This window comes from Providencia sp. LY12 (assembly GCF_057621555.1).
In genome coordinates this window covers 3,126,002-3,146,778 of sequence record NZ_CM172594.1, presented here as the reverse complement: position 1 = coordinate 3,146,778, position 20,777 = coordinate 3,126,002, and the positions used below count along the sequence as shown (strand labels likewise).

At 45.1% G+C, this 20,777-nt stretch carries 18 protein-coding genes; 16 read left to right on the top strand and 2 right to left on the bottom strand.

Going from position 1 to position 20,777, the window contains the following annotated elements; all coding sequences use genetic code 11:
* Window positions 1–4: 4 nt before the first annotated feature.
* The 13 genes from ftsI to lpxC all read left to right on the top strand — a co-directional run bounded on the left by ftsI (window position 5) and on the right by lpxC (window position 16,055).
* A complete protein-coding gene (gene ftsI / locus ACY3ZI_RS15155) occupies window positions 5–1,771 on the top strand; it encodes a peptidoglycan glycosyltransferase FtsI (protein WP_487375454.1) in 1,767 nt (588 codons plus the stop codon).
* Window positions 1,758–3,245 carry a UDP-N-acetylmuramoyl-L-alanyl-D-glutamate--2,6-diaminopimelate ligase gene (murE, locus tag ACY3ZI_RS15150; RefSeq protein ID WP_211886309.1) on the top strand — a complete coding sequence of 496 codons (1,488 nt, stop codon included), beginning with the start codon at window positions 1,758–1,760 and terminating at the stop codon, window positions 3,243–3,245. Before ftsI ends, murE begins: the two co-directional genes overlap by 14 nt.
* Window positions 3,242–4,600 (top strand): UDP-N-acetylmuramoyl-tripeptide--D-alanyl-D-alanine ligase, encoded by a 1,359-nt coding sequence (gene murF / locus ACY3ZI_RS15145; RefSeq protein ID WP_487375453.1) that lies wholly within the window; start codon window positions 3,242–3,244, stop codon window positions 4,598–4,600. The genes murE and murF overlap by 4 nt, the downstream gene beginning before the upstream one ends.
* Window positions 4,594–5,676 carry a phospho-N-acetylmuramoyl-pentapeptide-transferase gene (mraY, locus tag ACY3ZI_RS15140; protein WP_036951201.1) on the top strand — a complete coding sequence of 361 codons (1,083 nt, stop codon included), beginning with the start codon at window positions 4,594–4,596 and terminating at the stop codon, window positions 5,674–5,676. The genes murF and mraY overlap by 7 nt, the downstream gene beginning before the upstream one ends.
* A 1-nt stretch (window position 5,677) precedes the next feature.
* Window positions 5,678–7,003 (top strand): UDP-N-acetylmuramoyl-L-alanine--D-glutamate ligase, encoded by a 1,326-nt coding sequence (gene murD / locus ACY3ZI_RS15135; RefSeq protein ID WP_211886300.1) that lies wholly within the window; start codon window positions 5,678–5,680, stop codon window positions 7,001–7,003.
* Entirely contained in the window at window positions 7,003–8,196 is a 1,194-nt protein-coding gene (gene ftsW, locus ACY3ZI_RS15130; protein ID WP_036951199.1) for a cell division protein FtsW, read from the top strand. The genes murD and ftsW overlap by 1 nt, the downstream gene beginning before the upstream one ends.
* Window positions 8,193–9,266, top strand: coding sequence for an undecaprenyldiphospho-muramoylpentapeptide beta-N-acetylglucosaminyltransferase (murG, locus tag ACY3ZI_RS15125; RefSeq protein WP_487375452.1), 1,074 nt, complete (start codon window positions 8,193–8,195; stop codon window positions 9,264–9,266). The genes ftsW and murG overlap by 4 nt, the downstream gene beginning before the upstream one ends.
* Before the next feature lie 97 nt (window positions 9,267–9,363).
* Window positions 9,364–10,782, top strand: coding sequence for a UDP-N-acetylmuramate--L-alanine ligase (gene murC, locus ACY3ZI_RS15120; protein ID WP_154600130.1), 1,419 nt, complete (start codon window positions 9,364–9,366; stop codon window positions 10,780–10,782).
* A gap of 2 nt (window positions 10,783–10,784) precedes the next feature.
* Window positions 10,785–11,705, top strand: a complete 921-nt coding sequence (locus tag ACY3ZI_RS15115) for a D-alanine--D-alanine ligase (RefSeq protein ID WP_211886297.1) — start codon at window positions 10,785–10,787, stop codon at window positions 11,703–11,705.
* 1 nt (window position 11,706) lies between these two features.
* Complete coding sequence (gene ftsQ, locus ACY3ZI_RS15110) at window positions 11,707–12,522, top strand: cell division protein FtsQ (RefSeq protein WP_211886295.1); 816 nt, start codon at window positions 11,707–11,709, stop codon at window positions 12,520–12,522.
* 44 nt (window positions 12,523–12,566) lie between these two features.
* Window positions 12,567–13,823: a cell division protein FtsA gene (ftsA, locus tag ACY3ZI_RS15105; protein WP_036951194.1), complete on the top strand. Its 1,257-nt coding sequence runs from the start codon at window positions 12,567–12,569 to the stop codon at window positions 13,821–13,823.
* Between the two features lie 57 nt (window positions 13,824–13,880).
* Window positions 13,881–15,038 carry a cell division protein FtsZ gene (gene ftsZ, locus ACY3ZI_RS15100; RefSeq protein WP_036951193.1) on the top strand — a complete coding sequence of 386 codons (1,158 nt, stop codon included), beginning with the start codon at window positions 13,881–13,883 and terminating at the stop codon, window positions 15,036–15,038.
* 99 nt (window positions 15,039–15,137) lie between these two features.
* Complete coding sequence (gene lpxC / locus ACY3ZI_RS15095) at window positions 15,138–16,055, top strand: UDP-3-O-acyl-N-acetylglucosamine deacetylase (protein ID WP_006660764.1); 918 nt, start codon at window positions 15,138–15,140, stop codon at window positions 16,053–16,055.
* Window positions 16,056–16,091: 36 nt separating this feature from the next.
* Here lpxC and ACY3ZI_RS15090 read toward each other — a convergent pair whose 3' ends face one another.
* Window positions 16,092–16,613, bottom strand: a complete 522-nt coding sequence (locus ACY3ZI_RS15090) for a DUF721 domain-containing protein (RefSeq protein ID WP_211886293.1) — start codon at window positions 16,611–16,613, stop codon at window positions 16,092–16,094.
* Window positions 16,614–16,699: 86 nt separating this feature from the next.
* On the opposite strand from ACY3ZI_RS15090, the gene secM reads away from it, so the two are divergent.
* The 3 genes from secM to mutT all read left to right on the top strand — a co-directional run bounded on the left by secM (window position 16,700) and on the right by mutT (window position 20,493).
* On the top strand, window positions 16,700–17,227 hold the full coding sequence (gene secM, locus ACY3ZI_RS15085; protein WP_154600046.1) for a secA translation cis-regulator SecM: 528 nt from the start codon (window positions 16,700–16,702) through the stop codon (window positions 17,225–17,227).
* Window positions 17,228–17,322: 95 nt separating this feature from the next.
* Window positions 17,323–20,034, top strand: coding sequence for a preprotein translocase subunit SecA (gene secA / locus ACY3ZI_RS15080; RefSeq protein WP_036951189.1), 2,712 nt, complete (start codon window positions 17,323–17,325; stop codon window positions 20,032–20,034).
* 60 nt (window positions 20,035–20,094) lie between these two features.
* Window positions 20,095–20,493, top strand: coding sequence for an 8-oxo-dGTP diphosphatase MutT (gene mutT, locus ACY3ZI_RS15075; protein WP_211886292.1), 399 nt, complete (start codon window positions 20,095–20,097; stop codon window positions 20,491–20,493).
* A gap of 82 nt (window positions 20,494–20,575) precedes the next feature.
* Here the strand turns inward: mutT and yacG are convergent, their stop codons facing one another.
* Window positions 20,576–20,773 carry a DNA gyrase inhibitor YacG gene (gene yacG, locus ACY3ZI_RS15070; RefSeq protein WP_132495795.1) on the bottom strand — a complete coding sequence of 66 codons (198 nt, stop codon included), beginning with the start codon at window positions 20,771–20,773 and terminating at the stop codon, window positions 20,576–20,578.
* Window positions 20,774–20,777 lie beyond the last annotated feature (4 nt).

Here is a 20,777-nt window from a genome sequence, read left to right as displayed (position 1 = left end):
AAGAATGAAAGCAACCAAACCCGCTAAGAACAAGAAAACAGAAGAAGTCACCAGCTTTGTTTGCTGGCGTTTTGTTTTGTTGTGTGGATGTATTGGGTTGGCACTAGCAGGGTTGTTGACTCGCGTTGCGTACCTACAAATTATTGCCCCGGAAAAACTGGTTAAAGAGGGAGACATGCGCTCCCTTCGCGTTCAAGAAGTATCAACGGCTCGAGGAATGATCAGTGACCGTGAAGGTCGCCAATTAGCAGTCAGTGTTCCGGTTAACGCTATCTGGGCTGATCCTAAAGAAGTCTTTGAAAAAGGCGGCGTCAGTAACGATGAACACTGGAAAGCTCTCGCCGATGCATTAGATATTCCTCTTGAACAAATCACCACCAAAATTTCTGCTAACCCGAAAGGGCGCTTTGTTTATCTCGCTCGTCAAGTTAACCCCTCCATCGGTGAATATGTCCGCAAACTAAAAGTTCCGGGGATCTATTTACGTAAAGAATCTCGCCGATATTACCCATCAGGCCCGGTTACTGCCCACTTATTAGGCGTAACAAATATCGATGGTGAAGGCATTGAAGGGGTGGAAAAAAGCTTTAACCGTTGGTTAAAAGGCTCTCCGGGTGAACGTACGGTACGTAAAGACCGTAATGGACGTGTTATTGAGACCGTCTCTTCCGTCGATAGCCAAGCAGCACATAACTTGATGCTCAGTATCGATGAGCGTATTCAATCTATTGTGTATCGCGAGCTGACGAAAGGCGTTCAAGAGAACAAAGCTGAGTCCGGCGTGGCAATCCTGGTGGATGTGAATACAGGGGAAATTTTAGCGATGGCAAATAGTCCATCCTATAACCCAAATAATCTCGCGGGTACGCCGATGGATTTCATGCGTAACCGTGCTATCACGGATATTTTTGAACCGGGTTCAACCGTGAAGCCACTTGTCGTCATGAGTGCGCTACAAAACAAAATTATAAAAGAAAATACCGTATTAAATACCTATCCGTACCGCGTTAATGGTCATGAAATCAAAGACGTTGCGCGTTACGCAGAGTTATCCATTACGGGTATTTTACAGAAGTCGAGTAACGTTGGTGTTTCAAAATTAGCGTTAGCGATGCCTGCTACAGAGCTGGTGGACGTGTATAGCCGCTTTGGGTTTGGCAAGCCGACTAATCTGGGGTTAGTCGGGGAAAGTAGTGGCATCTTTCCAAGTAAAAAAACACGGTGGTCTGATTTAGAAAGGGCCACCTTTTCTTTCGGGTACGGGCAGATGGTGACTCCATTACAACTTGCGCGTGCCTATGCAACGATCGGTAGTTTTGGGATATATCGCCCGTTATCGATTACTAAAGTCGACCCGCCTGTTCCGGGGACGCGAGTGTTTCCTGAGCCAATAATGCGCACCGTTGTGCATATGATGGAAAGTGTTGCTCTGCCAGGTGGCGGGGGAACGCGTGCAGCAATTAAAGGCTATCGTATTGCAATTAAAACAGGTACCGCGAAAAAAGTCGGACCTGAAGGGCGCTATATCAACGAATATATCGCTTATACCGCAGGGGTTGCTCCCGCAAGCAACCCGCGCTATGCCCTCGTTGTGTTAATCAACGATCCAAAAGCCGGTAAGTACTACGGAGGTGCAGTATCTGCACCTATCTTTGGTTCTATCATGGGCGGGGTTTTACGTCTCATGAACGTTGAGCCAGATGCATTGCAAACAGACGATAAAAGTGAAATCGTGAACAGTCAAAAAGAGGTTAAAAGTGGCAGATCGTAATCTTTGTGAACTCCTCGCCCCATTTGGTGTGAGTACAACAAATGTCTCTTTACGAGAGATGACGCTAGACAGTCGAAAGGCTGCCGCGGGCGATCTGTTCATTGCGGTAAAAGGCCATCAGTCAGATGGTAGACACTATATTCCTCAAGCTATCGCGCAAGGCGTTTCTGCCGTTATCGCAGAAGCACAAGGCGAAGCAGAAGAAGGCGAAATTCGCTTTATTCATGGTGTGCCTGTCATTTATCTTAACGACCTAAACAACCGTTTATCCGCATTAGCGGGTGAGTTCTACCATCAACCTTCATCCCAAATGAAATTAGTGGGTGTGACGGGAACCAACGGTAAGACCACCACCACGCAATTAATTGCGCAATGGGCAAAAGGATTAGGCGAAACATCAGCAGTGATGGGAACGGTAGGTAATGGGCTACTGGGGCAAGTTTCTCCAAGTGAGAACACCACGGGCTCCGCCGTTGATATCCAATTAGAACTGACTCAATTACTGAATAAAAAAGCGACGTTGACGGCGATGGAAGTTTCTTCTCATGGCTTGGTGCAAGGTCGTGTTGCTGCGCTGCAATTTGATGCGGCAGTGTTCACTAACTTAAGCCGTGACCATCTTGATTATCATGGTGATATGGCTAATTACGAAGCCGCTAAATGGTTACTGTTTTCTACTCATCAAACTAAAACTCAAATTATTAATGCGGATGATGAAGTCGGGCTGAAGTGGTTGCAGCGTTTGCCGGAAGCTTGTGCCGTGACGATGGAAAATCGTATTCCAGCTAACTGGCAAGGTTCATGGTTAAAAGCCACGGACGTGGACTATCACGATAAAGGCGCAACCATTCATTTCACGTCAAGCTGGGGTGATGGTTCATTTGAAAGCCCATTAATGGGAGCGTTTAACGTAAGCAACTTATTGCTGGCGATGGCAACGCTATTAATGATGGATTACCCATTAGAGCAGCTTTTAGCGACAACAGGCGCATTAATGCCAGTCTGTGGTCGTATGGAAGTGTTCAGCGTCGCAGGCAAGCCAACTGTGGTTGTGGATTATGCACATACCCCTGACGCATTAGAAAAAGCGTTAGCGGCAGCGCGTTTACATTGTAAAGGCAAGCTGTGGTGTGTCTTTGGTTGTGGTGGTGATAGAGACAAAGGTAAACGCCCTCTGATGGGAGCCTCCGCAGAACAATACGCTGATAAAGTGGTGATCACTGACGATAACCCTCGCAGCGAAGATCCGCTGGATATTATCAACGACATCATGGCGGGTATTTTGGATTCTAGCCGAGTATTCGCGATCCCAGGACGCCCAGAAGCCGTTACCAACACTATCTTACAAGCACAACCTGATGATGTGATTTTAGTGGCAGGTAAAGGCCATGAAGATTATCAAATCATTGGTTCTCGCCGTTTAGATTATTCAGACCGCTTGACCGTCGCAAGATTGTTGGGGGTGATGGCATGATCCCGATGACCTTAACCCAACTGGCACAAATCACTCACGGTCGCATTGAAAAAGCGAGCAATAACGAATTAGCGTTATTAAACGTGAGTACCGATAGCCGTAAAATCGACACTAGCTGCCTGTTTATTGCCTTAAAAGGCGAGCGTTTTGATGCCCATGACTTTGCCGCTCAAGTGGTGGATGCGGGTGCGGCCGCACTGTTAGTTGACCATCAACTGGATGTGAACTGCCCGCAGGTGATTGTTGAAGATACGCGTATCGCGATGGGGCAAATCGCCGCTTGGGTTCGCCAACAATCTAAAGCGAGAGTGGTCGGGTTGACGGGCTCTTCCGGCAAAACATCCGTGAAAGAGATGACCGCCTCGATTCTGGCGCAACGCGGTAAAACGTTATATACCGCAGGTAACTTGAATAATGATATTGGTGTTCCACTGACGCTGTTCCGTTTAACGGATGAATACCAATTTGCCGTGATCGAAATGGGGGCTAATCACCCACATGAAATTGAATACACAACCAATATCGTTAAGCCAGAAACGGCATTAGTGAATAACTTATTTGGTGCGCACCTTGCTGGTTTTGGTTCCCCTGAGGGTGTTGCTAAAGCCAAAGGTGAAATCTACCAAGGTCTGCCAGAAGAAGGCACGGCGATTGTGAACTTAGATAGCTACTCGAATAAGTGGCAATTTAACCCTCGTCAAACCGTTTGGTATTACTCGCTGACTGAAAAAGCGGATTTCTATCCTTCAGATATTCAAATCAAACAGCTGACAACCGATTTTACGCTACATACGCCGGTAGGGCAGGTTGAGATCACATTGCCATTACCGGGTGTGCATAACATTGCCAATGTTTTAGCGGCAAGTGCATTAGCCATTTCTGTGGGAGCAACCTTAGAAGATATCAAACAAGGTATAGCTACCACGAAAGCGGTACCTGGGCGTTTATTCCCAGTGAGTTTAAGTGAGACGAAAGTCGTACTGGACGATACCTATAATGCCAATGATGGTTCGATGATTGCGGCGATTAATGTGCTGGCGAAAATGCCGGGCTATCGCATTTTGGTTGTCGGTGACATGGGGGAGCTTGGTGATTATGCCCACGAGTGCCACGAACGTGTTGGTTTAGCCGCGAAGCAAGCGGGTTTGGATAAAGTTCTTAGTGTTGGACAGTTAAGCGAAATCATTAGCCAATCTAGCGAACGTGGCGAGCATTTTACCGCGAAACAAGATTTATTAACCCGACTAATTCCGCTAGCACAGCAGAATGATGTTGTTTCTATTTTAGTTAAAGGTTCACGCAGCTCCGCGATGGAAGATGTCGTGAATGCATTGAAGGAGTGCTTCGAATGTTAGTCTGGTTAGCCGAATTATTGGTTCATAAATTTTCTGCTTTTAACGTCTTCTCCTATTTGACGTTCAGAGCCATTGTCGGTTTGCTGACAGCATTAGTTATTGCTCTGTGGATGGGGCCGCACCTGATAGCTTATTTGCAAAAAATGCAAATTGGGCAAGTGGTACGTAACGAGGGCCCTGAATCTCACTTTAGTAAACGTGGCACGCCAACGATGGGTGGGATTTTAATCCTATTTTCTATCTGCATGTCAGTGCTGTTATGGGCGCGTTTGGATAACCCATACGTCTGGTGTGTGCTGCTGGTTTTAGTGGGCTACGGTATTGTTGGTTTTGTTGATGATTACCGCAAAGTCGTTCGAAAAGACACCCGTGGTTTGATTGCACGTTGGAAATACTTCTGGCAATCAGTATTGGCGCTCGTTGTTGCATTCTCTATGTATGCGATTGGTAAAGATACACCAGCAACTCAGTTAGTGGTTCCATTCTTTAAAGATGTGATGCCGCAATTAGGGGTGTTGTACATCTTACTGGCTTACTTCGTTATCGTTGGAACCAGTAACGCCGTTAACTTAACCGATGGGTTAGACGGTTTAGCGATTATGCCAACCGTGTTTGTTGCCGCAGGTTTTGCGTTAGTCGCATGGGCAACGGGTAACGTTAACTTTGCTAACTATTTACACATTCCATTCTTACCGCACGCGGGAGAATTAGTGATTGTGTGTACGGCGATTGTTGGGGCAGGTTTAGGCTTCTTATGGTTCAACACCTACCCAGCACAAGTATTTATGGGTGATGTAGGCTCTTTGGCATTAGGTGGAGCATTAGGAACTATCGCTGTTTTACTGCGCCAAGAATTCTTATTAGTGATCATGGGCGGTGTGTTTGTGGTTGAAACACTGTCGGTGATTTTACAAGTTGGCTCCTTCAAATTACGTGGTCAACGAATTTTCCGTATGGCACCAATTCACCATCACTATGAATTGAAAGGTTGGCCGGAACCACGCGTTATCGTGCGTTTCTGGATTATCTCTCTCATGTTAGTTCTGATTGGACTAGCAACATTGAAGGTGCGTTAAGATGATTGGTTCACAGGCTCAGCAGTATCAGGGTAAAAACGTAGTGATTATCGGCTTAGGTTTAACCGGGCTTTCCTGCGTTGACTTTTTCCTTGCTCGTGGGGTTGTTCCTCGCGTGATGGATACCCGCGCTGTGCCACCTGGTGTTGATAAACTGCCTGAGAATGTGGCTTGCCATAGTGGTAGCTTAAATAATGAATGGCTGCAACAAGCTGATCTGATTGTTGCCAGCCCAGGCATTGCGTTAGCAACGCCACAGTTACAGGAAGCCGCAAGCAACGGTATTGAGATTGTGGGAGATATTGAGCTGTTCTGTCGTGAGGCGGATGCACCAATTGTCGCAATCACAGGTTCTAATGGTAAAAGCACGGTAACTTCCCTTGTGGGAGAAATGGCGAAAGCAGCTGGAATTTCCGTTGGTGTGGGCGGGAATATTGGTATTCCTGCAGTTTCTTTGCTCAATCAAGGGCATAGCCTGTTTGTGTTGGAACTGTCTAGCTTCCAATTGGAAACTACGTCTAGCCTACGCGCAGCGGCTGCTACCGTGTTGAATGTGACTGAAGATCATATGGATCGCTATCCATTGGGGCTTGAGCAATATCGCGCAGCAAAATTACGTATTTATGATAATGCGCAACACTGCATTGTGAACGCGCAAGACCCGCTAACGCTCCCACATGACCAGAGTGTTAGCCAATACACCAGTTTTGGTTTAAATAGCGGTGATTACTACTTTGATACGCAAAAACGTGTCTTAGTTGCTCAAGGTGAAGAGGTGTTGGATGTGGCGCAAATGCATCTGACTGGGCAGCATAACTATATGAATGCACTGGCTGCATTAGCCTTAGCTGATACCGTGGCAATCCCGCGTGATGCGAGCCTTAAAGTCTTAAAAGAGTATGCCGGTTTAGTTCATCGCTTCCAGTTGGTCTTTTTCAATCGCGGTGTGCGTTGGATTAATGACTCGAAGGCGACCAATGTGGGCAGTACAGAAGCCGCGCTCAATGGTTTACATGTGGATGGCAACATTTACTTATTGCTGGGCGGTGATGGCAAGTCAGCTGATTTTTCTCCGCTCAAAGAATACATTTCGGCGGATAACTACCGTTTGTATTGTTTTGGTCGTGACGGTCAGCAATTAGCGGAACTCGCACCAGAAAAATCTGTGCTGACAGATACGATGGAACAAAGTATGCGCCAAATTGCGCCGTTGTTAAAATCGGGCGACATGGTGCTGTTATCCCCTGCATGTGCCAGCTTAGATCAGTTCAAAAGTTTTGAGCAGCGAGGTGATGTTTTTGCTCAACTCGCTAAGGAGTTAGGTTAATGACCATACCGGGTGCTTTGCGTTTAAAAAACTGGATCATCGGTGAAAAGAATGGCGTGATTTCAGGCACGACGCTCTACGACCGTACATTGGTTTGGTTAGCATTCGGTCTGGCGGCAATCGGCTTCATTATGGTGACCTCCGCATCGATGCCTGTAGGACAACGATTAACGGATGACCCATTCTATTTTGCTAAGCGTGACGTGGTGTATTTGGTCGTCGCATTTCTTCTGGTTTTAGGGGTAATGCGGGTCTCGATGGCAACATGGGAAAAATACAGTTTTATTTTGCTGATGGGCGCATTGGGCATGCTGGCAGTGGTGCTGGTGGCTGGTAGTTCCGTCAACGGGGCATCACGTTGGATTGACATCGGTATTGTGAAAATTCAGCCCGCAGAAATTTCGAAATTCGCGTTGTTTTGTTACGTTTCCAGCTATTTAGTTCGTAAGTCAGATGAAGTGCGCACCAAGTTTTTCGGCTTCGTAAAACCGATGTGTATTTTGATCATGATGGCGTTATTGCTGCTGTTGCAGCCAGACTTAGGAACTGTAGTTGTACTGGTTGTGACTACGTTAGGGTTGCTGTTTTTAGCCGGTGCGCGTTTAGCGCCGTTTATTATCGGTATCGCGGCTTGTGGTGTAGGCGTACTGGCTTTGATTGTCTTTGAACCGTATCGTTTGCGCCGCGTGACATCTTTCTTAAACCCGTGGGATGACCCGTTTGGTAGTGGCTATCAGTTAACGCAATCTTTGATGGCGTTTGGTCGAGGCGAGCTACTTGGTCAAGGTCTGGGCAACTCAGTACAGAAGTTAGAATATTTACCGGAAGCACACACTGACTTTATTTTCTCCGTATTAGCTGAAGAGCTGGGTTATGTAGGTGTGGTTCTGGTGTTACTGATGGTATTCATGCTGGCGTTTAGAGCGATGATGGTAGGACGTAGAGCGCTACTGACAAAGCAATTATTTGGTGGATATCTCGCGTGTGCCATCGGTATTTGGTTTACCTTCCAAGCATTGGTTAACGTGGGTGCTGCGGCAGGCATGTTGCCAACGAAAGGTTTAACACTCCCGTTAATCAGTTACGGGGGTTCGAGTTTATTAGTGATGTCAGCGGCGATCGCTGTGTTACTTAGAATTGATTATGAAACACGACTTGAGAAAGCTCAGGCGTTTGTAAGGAGTTCCAAATGAGTCAGGCAAAAAAATTACTCGTTATGGCAGGCGGAACTGGGGGACACGTTTTTCCCGGCTTAGCTGTGGCGCATTATTTGCAGGCTCAAGGTTGGGAAATTCGCTGGTTAGGTACTGCAGATCGCATGGAAGCCACTTTAGTACCGAAACACGGTATTGATATTGAGTTTATTCAGATCTCAGGTTTAAGAGGCAAAGGCATTGGTGCATTAATTGGTGCACCTTGGCGTATCTATAAAGCCATTCGCCAAGCAAAAACGATTATTCAGCGCTATCAACCTGATGCCGTTCTTGGTATGGGCGGTTATGTGTCTGGCCCTGGTGGTATCGCGGCTTGGCAATGTGGCGTCCCTGTTGTTCTCCATGAACAAAATGGGATCGCGGGATTAACCAATAAATGGTTATCAAAAATTGCTAAACGTGTTTTACAAGCTTTCCCTGGCGCATTCCCTGATGCACCCGTTGTAGGTAACCCTGTGCGTGAAGATGTATTGGCATTGCCAGCACCGCAAGAGCGCCTAGCAGGGCGCGATGGCGCAATACGCGTATTGGTTGTAGGCGGTAGCCAAGGGGCTAGAATTTTAAATCAAGTCATGCCTGTAGTTGCTGGAAATGTGAGCAAACAGTTAAATATATGGCATCAGGCTGGAAAAGGCAGTAAGGAATCGACAGAAGCACTGTATAATGATTGTTTGCAAAATTCAGGCAATTCTGAGTTTAAAGTGACTGAATTTATTGATGATATGGCGCAAGCTTACGCATGGGCTGATATTGTGGTTTGTCGTTCAGGTGCATTAACTGTCAGTGAGATAGCTGCGGCAGGTTTACCTGCAATTTTTGTCCCTTTCCAGCATAAAGACCGCCAACAGTACTGGAATGCACTGCCTTTAGAACAAGCCGGGGCTGCGAAGATTATTGAGCAACCGCAGTTTACATCTGAAGCTGTTGTTGAGTTACTCAATAAGTGGGATAGAGCCGAATTATTGTCGATGGCAGATAAAGCCTATAGCTGTGCCATCACGGATGCAACCGAACGTGTTGCGGCGGTTATTTGCGATGTAGCGAAATAACCTGACCATACAAAATAGAATGTAGACAGAATTTATAGAGAAGCGAAATACAGTGAATACACAACAGTTAGCGAAATTAAGAACATCGGTGCCAGAAATGCGTAGAGTACGGCACATTCATTTTGTCGGCATCGGTGGTGCTGGCATGGGTGGTATCGCTGAAGTGTTGGCTAACGAAGGTTATGAAATTAGTGGTTCAGATTTAGCACCTAATGCAGTGACTCAGCAACTGACTGAGTTAGGCGCCACTATCTATTTTAACCATCGTCCTGAAAACGTTGAAAACGCAAGTGTGGTCGTCGTTTCTACGGCTATTTCTGCAGAGAACCCTGAAATTCAAGCTGCAAAAGAGCTGCGTATCCCAGTGATTCGCCGTGCTGAAATGCTGGCTGAATTAATGCGTTACCGTCATGGTATCGCAGTGGCGGGAACTCACGGTAAAACAACGACAACGGCAATGATTTCTGGGATCTACGCTCAAGCGGGCTTAGACCCAACATTTGTGAATGGCGGATTAGTGAAATCAGCGGGAACCCATGCTCGCTTAGGTAGCAGCCGTTATTTAATCGCTGAAGCGGACGAAAGTGATGCATCATTTTTGCATTTACAGCCACTTGTTGCAGTTGTGACAAATATTGAAGCTGATCACATGGATACCTATCAGGGCAATTTTGAAAACCTGACAGATACTTTCATCAACTTCCTGCATAACTTGCCATTCTATGGCCGTGCAGTGATGTGTATCGATGACCCAGTGATCCGCTCATTATTACCAAAAATCGGTCGTTACATTACCACTTACGGCTTTAGTGACGATGCGGATGTTCGTATCACCAAGTACGAGCAAAAAGGGAATCAAGGCTTTTTCACGATTGCTCGTGAAGGCATGCCAGAATTAACTGTTGTGCTAAATGCACCTGGTCGCCACAATGCGCTCAATGCAACGGCAGCTGTTGCGGTAGCAACCGAAGAAGGCATCGACGATTTACACATTCTGTCCGCACTCGTGGAATTCCAAGGAACAGGTCGTCGTTTCGATTTCCTAGGTAACTACGCGCTGCGTAATGTGAATGGTAAAGAAGGCGAAGTGATGCTGGTGGATGACTATGGTCACCATCCAACAGAAGTGGATGCCACGATTAAAGCCGCTCGCGCAGGCTGGCCAGATAAACGTATCGTTATGGTTTTCCAGCCTCATCGTTATACGCGTACTCGTGACTTATACGATGATTTCGCAAACGTGCTAGGGCAGGTAGATGTCTTGCTAATGCTGGAAGTTTATTCTGCGGGTGAGAAGCCAGTTCCAGGAGCTGATAGCCGCTCATTATGTCGTACAATCCGCGGTCGTGGGCAGGTTGACCCTATTTTTGTGGCAGAACCTGAACAAGTTTCACATATGCTGGCACAAGTTCTTGATGATAACGACTTAATTTTAGTTCAAGGCGCAGGAAATATTGGTAAAATAGCCAAAAACCTAGCAGAAACGAAATTACAGCCACCGATGGTTGAGGAATAAGCATGACAGAAAAAATCGCGGTTCTCTTTGGCGGCACATCTGCTGAACGTGAAGTGTCACTTCAGTCTGGCAATGCTGTATTGGCGGGATTACGCCAAGCGGGCGTTGATGCGCATCCAATTGATACCCAAGATTTTCCTGTTGTGACATTAAAAGAAGCTGGGTTTGATAAAGCGTTTATCGCCTTACATGGTCGTGGCGGGGAAGACGGTACGATCCAAGGAATGCTTGAGTTTCTGGGGCTTCCATACACCGGCAGTGGCGTAATGGCATCTGCACTGAGTATGGATAAACTACGCACCAAACAACTTTGGCAAGGTGCTGGACTAAGTGTTTCTCCATATATTTCACTTAACAAGCAGAAATATACTAATATTAAAAAAGATCAGTTAGCTCAGCAAGTTAAGCACTTAGGACTGCCACTTATCGTTAAACCGAGTTTGGAAGGTTCCAGTGTTGGAATGAGCAAAGTTGATGCTCTGGATGCACTGCCAGAAGCCATTGAGCTTGCTTTCCAATTTGACGATACATTGTTGATTGAAAAGTGGTTAAGTGGTCCTGAGTATACGGTAGCGGTACTGGGGGACGAAGTTTTGCCTTCGATTCGTATTCAGCCACCGGGTATTTTCTATGATTATGAAGCAAAATATTTGTCCGATGAGACTCAATATTTCTGCCCAAGTGGATTAACAAGCGACCTTGAAGCGAAACTGGCAGATATCGCAATGCAAGCTTATCAAGCGGTAGGCTGTCGTGGCTGGGGACGGGTTGATGTGATGCAAGATAGTGACGGGGAATTCTATTTGCTCGAAGTAAATACTTCGCCAGGAATGACCAGTCACAGTTTAGTTCCAATGGCTGCGCGTCAAGCAGGTTTGGATTTTTCGCAGTTAGTGGTACGTATTTTGGAATTGGCTAGTTGATATGTCACAGGCAGCGTTAAACGTAAGGCATCATAATCACAATAGCGGTCAGCAAGATGAAGATCCGCGCTCAAGACCAAGTAATGGGGCTTTTCTGGGCGGATTGATTTTCTTCCTGATGGTTGTCGGCACCATTGTATGGAGCGGCTGGACGGTGATGAACTGGATGAAGGATGCCGATAGGCTGCCAATGTCCAAACTAATATTAACGGGAGAACGCAACTACACTACCAATGACGATGTGCGAAAGGCAATTTTGTCATTAGGTCAGCCGGGAACCTTTATGACGGTGGATGTGAATGCGATTCAAAACCAAATCAGTATGATGCCGTGGATACGCCAAGTGACAGTGCGTAAACAGTGGCCGGATGAATTAAAAATCCATATTGCGGAGTACAAACCCTACGCAAGATGGAATGACCAAAGCATGGTCGACCAAGAAGGGCGCGTATTTACCCTTCCACCGAGTCAAAATGGTAAAGGCGATTATGTGTTGCTGTATGGTCCGCAAGGAAGCCAAACAGAGGTTTTGAAAGAATTTGCTGTGCTAAGTGGTATTTTGGCGAAAAATAACTTGAAACTAAAATCCGTTTCTATGACAGCGCGCCATGCATGGCAGATTATTTTAGATAATGATGTAAGAGTCGAACTTGGGAAAAAAGATGTGTTAGAGCGGTTAAACCGTTTTCTCGAGCTTTATCCGCTTTTACAGCAAACGACTGATAAACGCGTCGACTATGTTGATTTGCGTTATACCAGTGGAGCAGCGGTGGGGTGGGCTCCTTTATTAGTTGACGCACCGCAAGGCTTCCAATAAGACAAATTGCTAATAACTCAAATTAGGCAGATAGGCAGAAGCAAATGATTAAAGCAACGGACAGAAAATTAGTGGTAGGCCTTGAAATTGGAACTTCCAAGGTGTCAGCCCTTGTAGGAGAAATTCTGCCCGATGGTATGGTTAATATTATTGGGGTGGGAAGCTGTCCATCTCGCGGAATGGACAAAGGTGGCGTTAACGATCTTGAGTCGGTTGTTAAATGTGTCCAAAGAGCGATTGACCAAGCTGAATTAATGGCAGATTGCCAAATTTCTTCCGTTTACCTTGCATTATCAGGTAAACATGTGAGCTGCCAAAATGAGATTGGTATGGTTCCAATCTCAGAAGAAGAAGTGACACAAGAAGACGTGGACAGCGTCGTTCACACGGCGAAATCTGTCCGAGTTAAAGACGAACACCGAATTTTGCATGTTATCCCGCAAGAATTCGCGATTGACTACCAAGAAGGCATTAAAAATCCAGTCGGTCTTTCTGGTGTTCGTATGCAAGCTAAAGTTCATCTGATCACTTGCCATAACGATATGGCGAAGAACATTGTGAAAGCTGTTGAGCGTTGCGGGTTAAAAGTTGACCAGCTTATTTTTGCCGGTCTTGCTGCAAGCTATAGTGTATTGACTGAAGATGAGCGTGAATTAGGTGTCTGTGTTGTTGATGTCGGTGGCGGCACAATGGACATGGCGGTTTATACGGGTGGTGCTTTGCGTCATACCAAAGTGATCCCATACGCAGGTAATGTGGTGACAAGTGATATCGCTTACGCATTTGGTACGCCGCCAACAGATGCCGAAGCGATTAAAGTGCGTCACGGTTGTGCAGTCGGTTCGATTGTGAGTAAAGATGAAACGGTGGAAGTACCGAGTGTTGGCGGTCGTCCACCGAGAAGTTTACAGCGTCAAACCTTAGCGGAAGTGATTGAGCCACGGTATACTGAGCTGTTAAATTTAGTGAATGAAGAAATTTTAAATTTACAGGAACAGTTACGTCAGCAAGGTGTCAAACACCACTTAGCGGCAGGGATAGTTTTGACGGGTGGGGCAGCACAGATTGACGGGCTAGTTGAATGCGCTCAAAAAGTGTTCCATACACAGGTCAGAATCGGTACCCCACTTAATATAACAGGATTAACGGATTATGCTCAGGAGCCGTACTACTCCACAGCGGTAGGGCTTCTGCATTACGGTAAAGAAAGCCACCTTGGCGATGATACCGAGACGGAAAAACGTGCTTCAGTTAGCGGGTGGTTTAGTAAGCTCACCAGCTGGCTGAGAAAAGAATTTTAATTTTTATTTAGAAGCATATTATTAGCTTCAATAGTAAGCACAAAACGGAGAGACATTATGTTTGAACCAATGGAGCTAACCAACGATGCGGTGATTAAAGTCATCGGCGTTGGCGGCGGCGGCGGAAATGCCGTTGAACACATGGTACGCGAGCGCATCGAGGGTGTTGAATTCTTCGCAGTCAACACCGACGCACAAGCCCTGCGTAAAACCGCAGTCGGACAAACCATTCAGATCGGTACCGGTATTACTAAAGGTCTGGGTGCGGGTGCAAACCCAGAAGTCGGCCGTAATGCGGCAGAAGAAGACCGTGAAGCACTGCGCAATGCTCTTGATGGCGCAGATATGGTGTTCATCGCTGCAGGCATGGGCGGTGGTACTGGTACGGGGGCAGCGCCAGTCGTTGCTGAAGTGGCTAAAGAATTAGGTATCCTCACCGTTGCGGTCGTGACTAAGCCATTCAATTTCGAAGGCAAAAAGCGTATGGCATTCGCGGAAGCGGGTATCACTGAGCTGTCTAAGCACGTTGACTCGCTGATCACTATCCCTAACGACAAGTTACTGAAAGTACTTGGTCGTGGTATCTCTTTACTGGATGCTTTTGGTGCGGCTAACGACGTATTAAAAGGTGCAGTTCAAGGTATCGCTGAGCTGATCACTCGCCCAGGCTTAATGAACGTGGACTTTGCTGACGTACGTACTGTGATGTCAGAAATGGGCTACGCGATGATGGGTTCAGGTGTCGCTCGTGGTGAAGATAGAGCGGAAGAAGCTGCTGAAATGGCAATTTCTAGCCCACTTCTGGAAGATATCGACCTGTCTGGTGCGCGCGGTGTTCTGGTCAACATCACTGCTGGTTTTGACCTGCGCTTGGATGAGTTTGAAACAGTGGGTAATACCATTCGTGCATTCGCATCAGATAATGCGACTGTCGTAATCGGTACCTCTTTAGACCCAGAAATGCATGAAGAATTGCGCGTGACTGTTGTTGCTACTGGTATTGGTATGGACAAACGTCCAGAAATTACTTTAGTGAGCAATAAAATGTCTCAGCAAGCTTCTATGGAGCAACGCTATCAGCAAATGCAAAATAGCATGTCTTCATTAAATGATGAAAAACCAGCTGCAAAAGCCGTTAACGACCAAAATACACAAGTAAATAAAGAGCCGGATTACTTAGATATCCCAGCTTTCTTGCGTAAACAGGCCGATTAATTTTTAATTAGATTGGTTTTTCCGCTTTTTGTGCTAAAATTTTCTACTGGTTATCAATTAAGATAGCCAGTAGGACTTATAACATTGCGAGAAAATACGATGATCAAACAACGGACACTTAAACGTATTATTAAAGCGACTGGTGTTGGTTTACATACCGGCAAGAAAGTTACGCTTACTTTACGTCCGGCACCGGCCAATACCGGGGTCATCTACCGTCGTACTGACCTTAATCCACCGGTAGATTTTCCGGCAGATGCGAAATCAGTTCGCGATACGATGTTATGTACTTGCTTAGTCAACGAAGATAACGTACGTATTTCGACGGTTGAACATTTGAATGCTGCTTTAGCAGGATTAGGCATCGATAACATTGTTATTGAAGTCAATGCGCCTGAAATCCCGATTATGGATGGCAGTGCTGCACCGTTTGTTTTCTTACTGCTAGATGGCGGTATTGAAGAATTAAATTGTGCGAAGAAATTCTTACGCATTAAAGAAACTGTACGTGTTGAAGATGGTGATAAGTGGGCAGAAATGTCCCCATACAATGGCTTTAGCCTTGATTTCACTATTGATTTTCAACATCCTGCAATTGATAGCAGCACGCAACGCTATGCAATGGATTTCTCTGCGGAATCTTTTGTAAACCAAATTAGCCGCGCGCGTACCTTCGGTTTCATGCGTGACATTGAATATCTGCAATCGAAAGGCCTATGCTTAGGCGGTAGTTTTGACTGTGCTATCGTCGTTGATGACTATAAAGTACTCAACGAAGATGGTTTACGCTTTGAAGATGAATTCGTTCGTCACAAAATGCTCGATGCAATTGGTGACTTATTCATGTGTGGACATAACATTATTGGTGCATTCACTGCATTCAAATCGGGTCACGCACTGAATAACAAATTGCTGCAAGCGGTTCTGGCTAAAGAATCTGCTTGGGATCTGGTCACCTTTGAAGACGAAGCTGAATTACCTCTGGCATTCAAAGCGCCTTCGACTGTATTCGCATAATAGTTTCTATTATGCGGCTATCTCTGCCAGTCAGAGTTAGCCTTTTCTGTTGGTTGCATTAGTACTCTCTCCGGCTAATGCAGCCAGCCGCTCAAACTTCTCTTTTAATCCCTTCGGACTCTTTTTCGCTAATCGTAATAACTGCTCTGCGGTTTGCGTACTAATCTTTCTTTGATTGCGATTTTCTTTTTGATTCACTGATTGCTTATTCAATGAGCTATTTTGCTTAGATTTTCGTATAAGATCGGGGTTGATTCTGATGTCGATGGAAGATAAAGATGGTAGAATAGACGACCTTAGCGCTGAAAGAAGGTTTATTTTTTCATAGTTAAGGCGGGTCATCCAACTGGCATTAGCCACTTCGATAACCATAATGTTATTACGGTAGTTTGCCACCCGACACATGGGTTTAATTTCCGCTGGCAGCAAACTTTTTACAACACGATTCAATTTTAGAATAGCTTTTGCATTTCGCTGAATAGTTTGTAAAGTGTTTGATGTTTTTGCCAGAGACTCTTCGAGAACATCGAAAAGTGCCTGTGGATGACTATCTCTCATTGTGAACTCTCATTTTACGCGATTGCTAAAGATGTCAGAACATAATTGGGAATCATACTTTAATCTATAAATTATATAAGAGTTTGATGGGCATTTTAAATTTTTGGCGACATTTAGGTAGACGATACTTCTGGTCCCACCTGTTATTAGGTGTTGTGGCTACGGGTGTTGGCTTGCCTACAATTTTAAATGCCTTATCAGAATCTCAGCAGGCTCAAGTTAATTCTGCGCCAGCCAATCGACAAAGCCAAGCTGTAAATGCTTTCGATAACTTATTTGCTCAGCAGAATTCTCAACGCTCTTCATCCTCATCTTCTTACTCCGTCAATTACTGGCAGCAGCATGCGGTACGTAATGTTATCCGCCAACTGACTTTTGCCTTTTCAGCTACAGAAGATGAAGATACCGATAAAAGTAAGCTACAAAAAGAGACGCTATTTGCCCCTCAATTAATGTTAGATACGCTGTACGCAATGTTAGCGCAGCGATCTTTACAATGGGATGTGGCAACGACTCAAGCTAGCGAACATATCTACCCTCTCTTTACTGTTTATCAGCCCGCGATTTGGGTTGCTCAGGTACACGGCATTCGGGCTGGACCCTTTTTTGCTTAAATCCATTTAACGATGTTAAGCCTACCATTGGGGCGTTTCTCATCGTGTCAAAAATCATCGATTCAAATAATTAATTGATTTACCTGAGAAAAAATATGTTAACTAAATTATTAACCAAAGTATTTGGTAGCCGTAATGACCGTACTCTGCGCCGTCTGCGTAAAGAAGTGGAAAAAATTAACAAGCTAGAGCCTGAGTTTGAGAAATTATCGGATGACGAGCTGAAAGCCAAAACCGTAGAATTTCGTGAGCGTTTAAAACAAGGCGAAAGTATTGAAAATATGATCCCTGAAGCGTTTGCGACAGTGCGTGAAGCAAGTAAACGTGTCTTCGGTATGCGTCACTTCGACGTTCAGTTAATCGGTGGTATGGTACTGAACGAGCGCTGCATCGCAGAAATGCGTACAGGTGAAGGTAAAACATTAACTGCAACGCTGCCAGCATACATTAACGCATTATCAGGCAAAGGGGTTCACGTTGTTACGGTGAACGACTACCTAGCAAAACGAGATGCGGAAAATAACCGTCCATTATTCGAGTTTTTAGGCTTAACCGTTGGTATTAACTTATCGGGTATGGCTCCACCTGCTAAGCGCCAAGCTTATGCGGAAGATATTACTTACGGTACCAACAATGAGTTTGGTTTCGACTATCTACGTGACAACATGGCATTTAGCCCTGAAGATCGCGTTCAACGTAAATTGCATTACGCATTAGTGGATGAGGTGGACTCCATTCTTATCGATGAAGCGCGTACGCCACTGATCATTTCTGGTCCTGCGGAAGATAGCTCAGACCTGTATATTAAAGTGGATAAACTGATCCCGAAATTAGTTCGCCAAGAAAAAGAAGACTCGGACACTTTCCAAGGCGAAGGTCACTTCTCTGTTGATGAAAAATCTCGTCAGGTAACAATCACAGAACGCGGTCTAGTTCTTGTTGAAGAATTACTAGCAAAAGCAGGTTTAATGGATGAAGGTGAATCGCTTTATTCACCATCAAACATCATGCTGATGCACCACGTCATGGCGGGTTTACGTGCCCACGCGCTGTTTACTCGTGATGTTGATTATATTGTTAAAGATAACCAAGTTATCATTGTCGACGAGCATACTGGCCGTACAATGGAAGGGCGCCGTTGGTCTGATGGTCTGCACCAAGCTGTTGAAGCAAAAGAAGGTGTTGAGATCCATAATGAAAACCAAACATTGGCATCGATTACTTTCCAGAACTATTTCCGTTTATACGAAAAACTAGCGGGTATGACCGGTACTGCGGATACCGAAGCATTCGAATTTAGCTCAATCTATAAGCTGGATACGATTGTTATCCCAACTAACCGTCCAATGGTTCGTAAAGACATGCCTGACTTAGTCTATATGACTGAAGCAGACAAATTTGAAGCAATTATTGAAGATATCCGTGATAAAACCGCCAAAGGTCAGCCAGTTCTGGTTGGTACTATTTCGATTGAAAAATCTGAATTAATTTCTCATGCGCTGACTAAAGCAAAAATTGCTCATAACGTCTTGAATGCGAAATTCCACGCAATGGAAGCTGACATTATTGCTAACGCGGGGCAAAAAAGCGCTGTAACCATCGCAACTAACATGGCGGGTCGTGGTACCGATATCATGTTAGGGGGAAGCTGGCAGTCAGAAGTGGCTGCGTTAGAGAACCCAACGCAAGAACAAATTGATGAAATCAAAGCGAACTGGAAAATTCGTCACGATGAAGTGTTAGCTGCTGGTGGTTTACATATCATCGGTACAGAGCGCCATGAATCTCGCCGTATCGATAACCAGTTACGTGGTCGTGCGGGACGTCAAGGTGATGCTGGTTCATCACGTTTCTATCTATCAATGGAAGATGCTTTAATGCGTATCTTCGCATCAGACCGTGTAACGGGCATGATGAAAAAACTGGGTATGAAACCGGGCGAAGCTATTGAACACCCTTGGGTCACAAAAGCAATTGCTAACGCACAGCGTAAAGTTGAAAGCCGTAACTTTGATATTCGTAAACAATTACTTGAGTATGATGATGTGGCAAGTGACCAACGTCGTGCTATCTATACTCAGCGTAATGAATTGCTGGATGGCGGCGATATTAAAGAAACCGTAGACAGCATTCGTGAAGATGTATTTACCACTATTATTGATGCATATATTCCGCCTCAATCACTTGAAGAAATGTGGGACATTGATGGTTTGCAAAAACGTTTAGTGAACGATTTTGACCTCGACTTACCAATTCAAGAGTGGTTAGACAAAGAGCCTGAACTTCACGAAGAAACCTTGCGTGAGCGTATCATGGAAAAAGCGATTGAAATTTACCAACGTAAAGAAGAAATCGTTAGCTCTGAAGCCATGCGTAATTTCGAAAAAGGCGTTATGTTGCAAACGCTGGATACATTATGGAAAGAGCATTTGGCTTCCATGGACTATTTACGTCAAGGTATCCATTTACGTGGTTATGCACAAAAAGATCCAAAACAAGAATACAAGCGTGAATCCTTCAGTATGTTTGCCAATATGTTGGAAGCATTGAAATATGAAGTGATCAGTACCTTGTCAAAAGTACAAGTACGTTTACCGGAAGAGGTTGAAGCGTTAGAGCAACAACGTCGTGAAGAAGCTGAACGTCTGGCGAAGAAACAGCATTTAAGCCATGAGGCAGAAGCTGAATCTCTAATGACAGAAGCAGAAGCGAAGATTGCAACCCAAGGTAATAAAATTGGTCGTAATGATCCATGTCCTTGTGGTTCTGGTAAAAAATACAAGCAGTGCCACGGCCGCTTAAACTAATTTAGAATTCAGTAAATAATCAATAAAGGCGGGGAAACCCGCCTTTTTAGTGAAGAAATTATGGAAAAAAAACATCTGCATATTGCCGCTGGGATCATTCGTAATTCTCAGCAACATATTTTTATTACTCAGCGACCTGAAGGTACTCACATGGCTGGGTTTTGGGAATTTCCTGGTGGGAAGCTAGAAAAAGGGGAAGACCCGAAGGACGCACTGATCCGCGAATTGGAAGAAGAAGTGGGTATTGCGGTGATTGACTGTGATTTATTCCATCAAGTTGATCATGAATTTGACGATAGATTTATTACGCTCTACTTCTTTATGGTTTCAGACTGGGAAAATGATCCCTATGGAAAAGAAGGGCAAAAATCACGTTGGGTTGAGCAGCAAAGCTTAGTCGCTGAAGAGTTTCCACCGGCTAATCGCGTGATTGTTGATATGCTAACGAAGAACGCATAACAGCAAGTCGTTAGTAATGAAGATGAAAATAGCCTAATGCAGATATTTGGCTATTTTCATTATCAACACAGATAAAGTGGAATTAATGCTCAGGTGCTTCACTCCAATTATCGCTATCGGAAATATCACCTTGGCTTTCAATGCGTTTTTCTTCTGCGGCCCACTCGCCTAGATCAATCAATTGACATCTCTTACTGCAAAATGGACGGAAAGGGCTGGATTCATTCCAAGTCACGACTTTTTGGCAAGTCGGACAATTGACTTCAATAATTTCATTCATACAT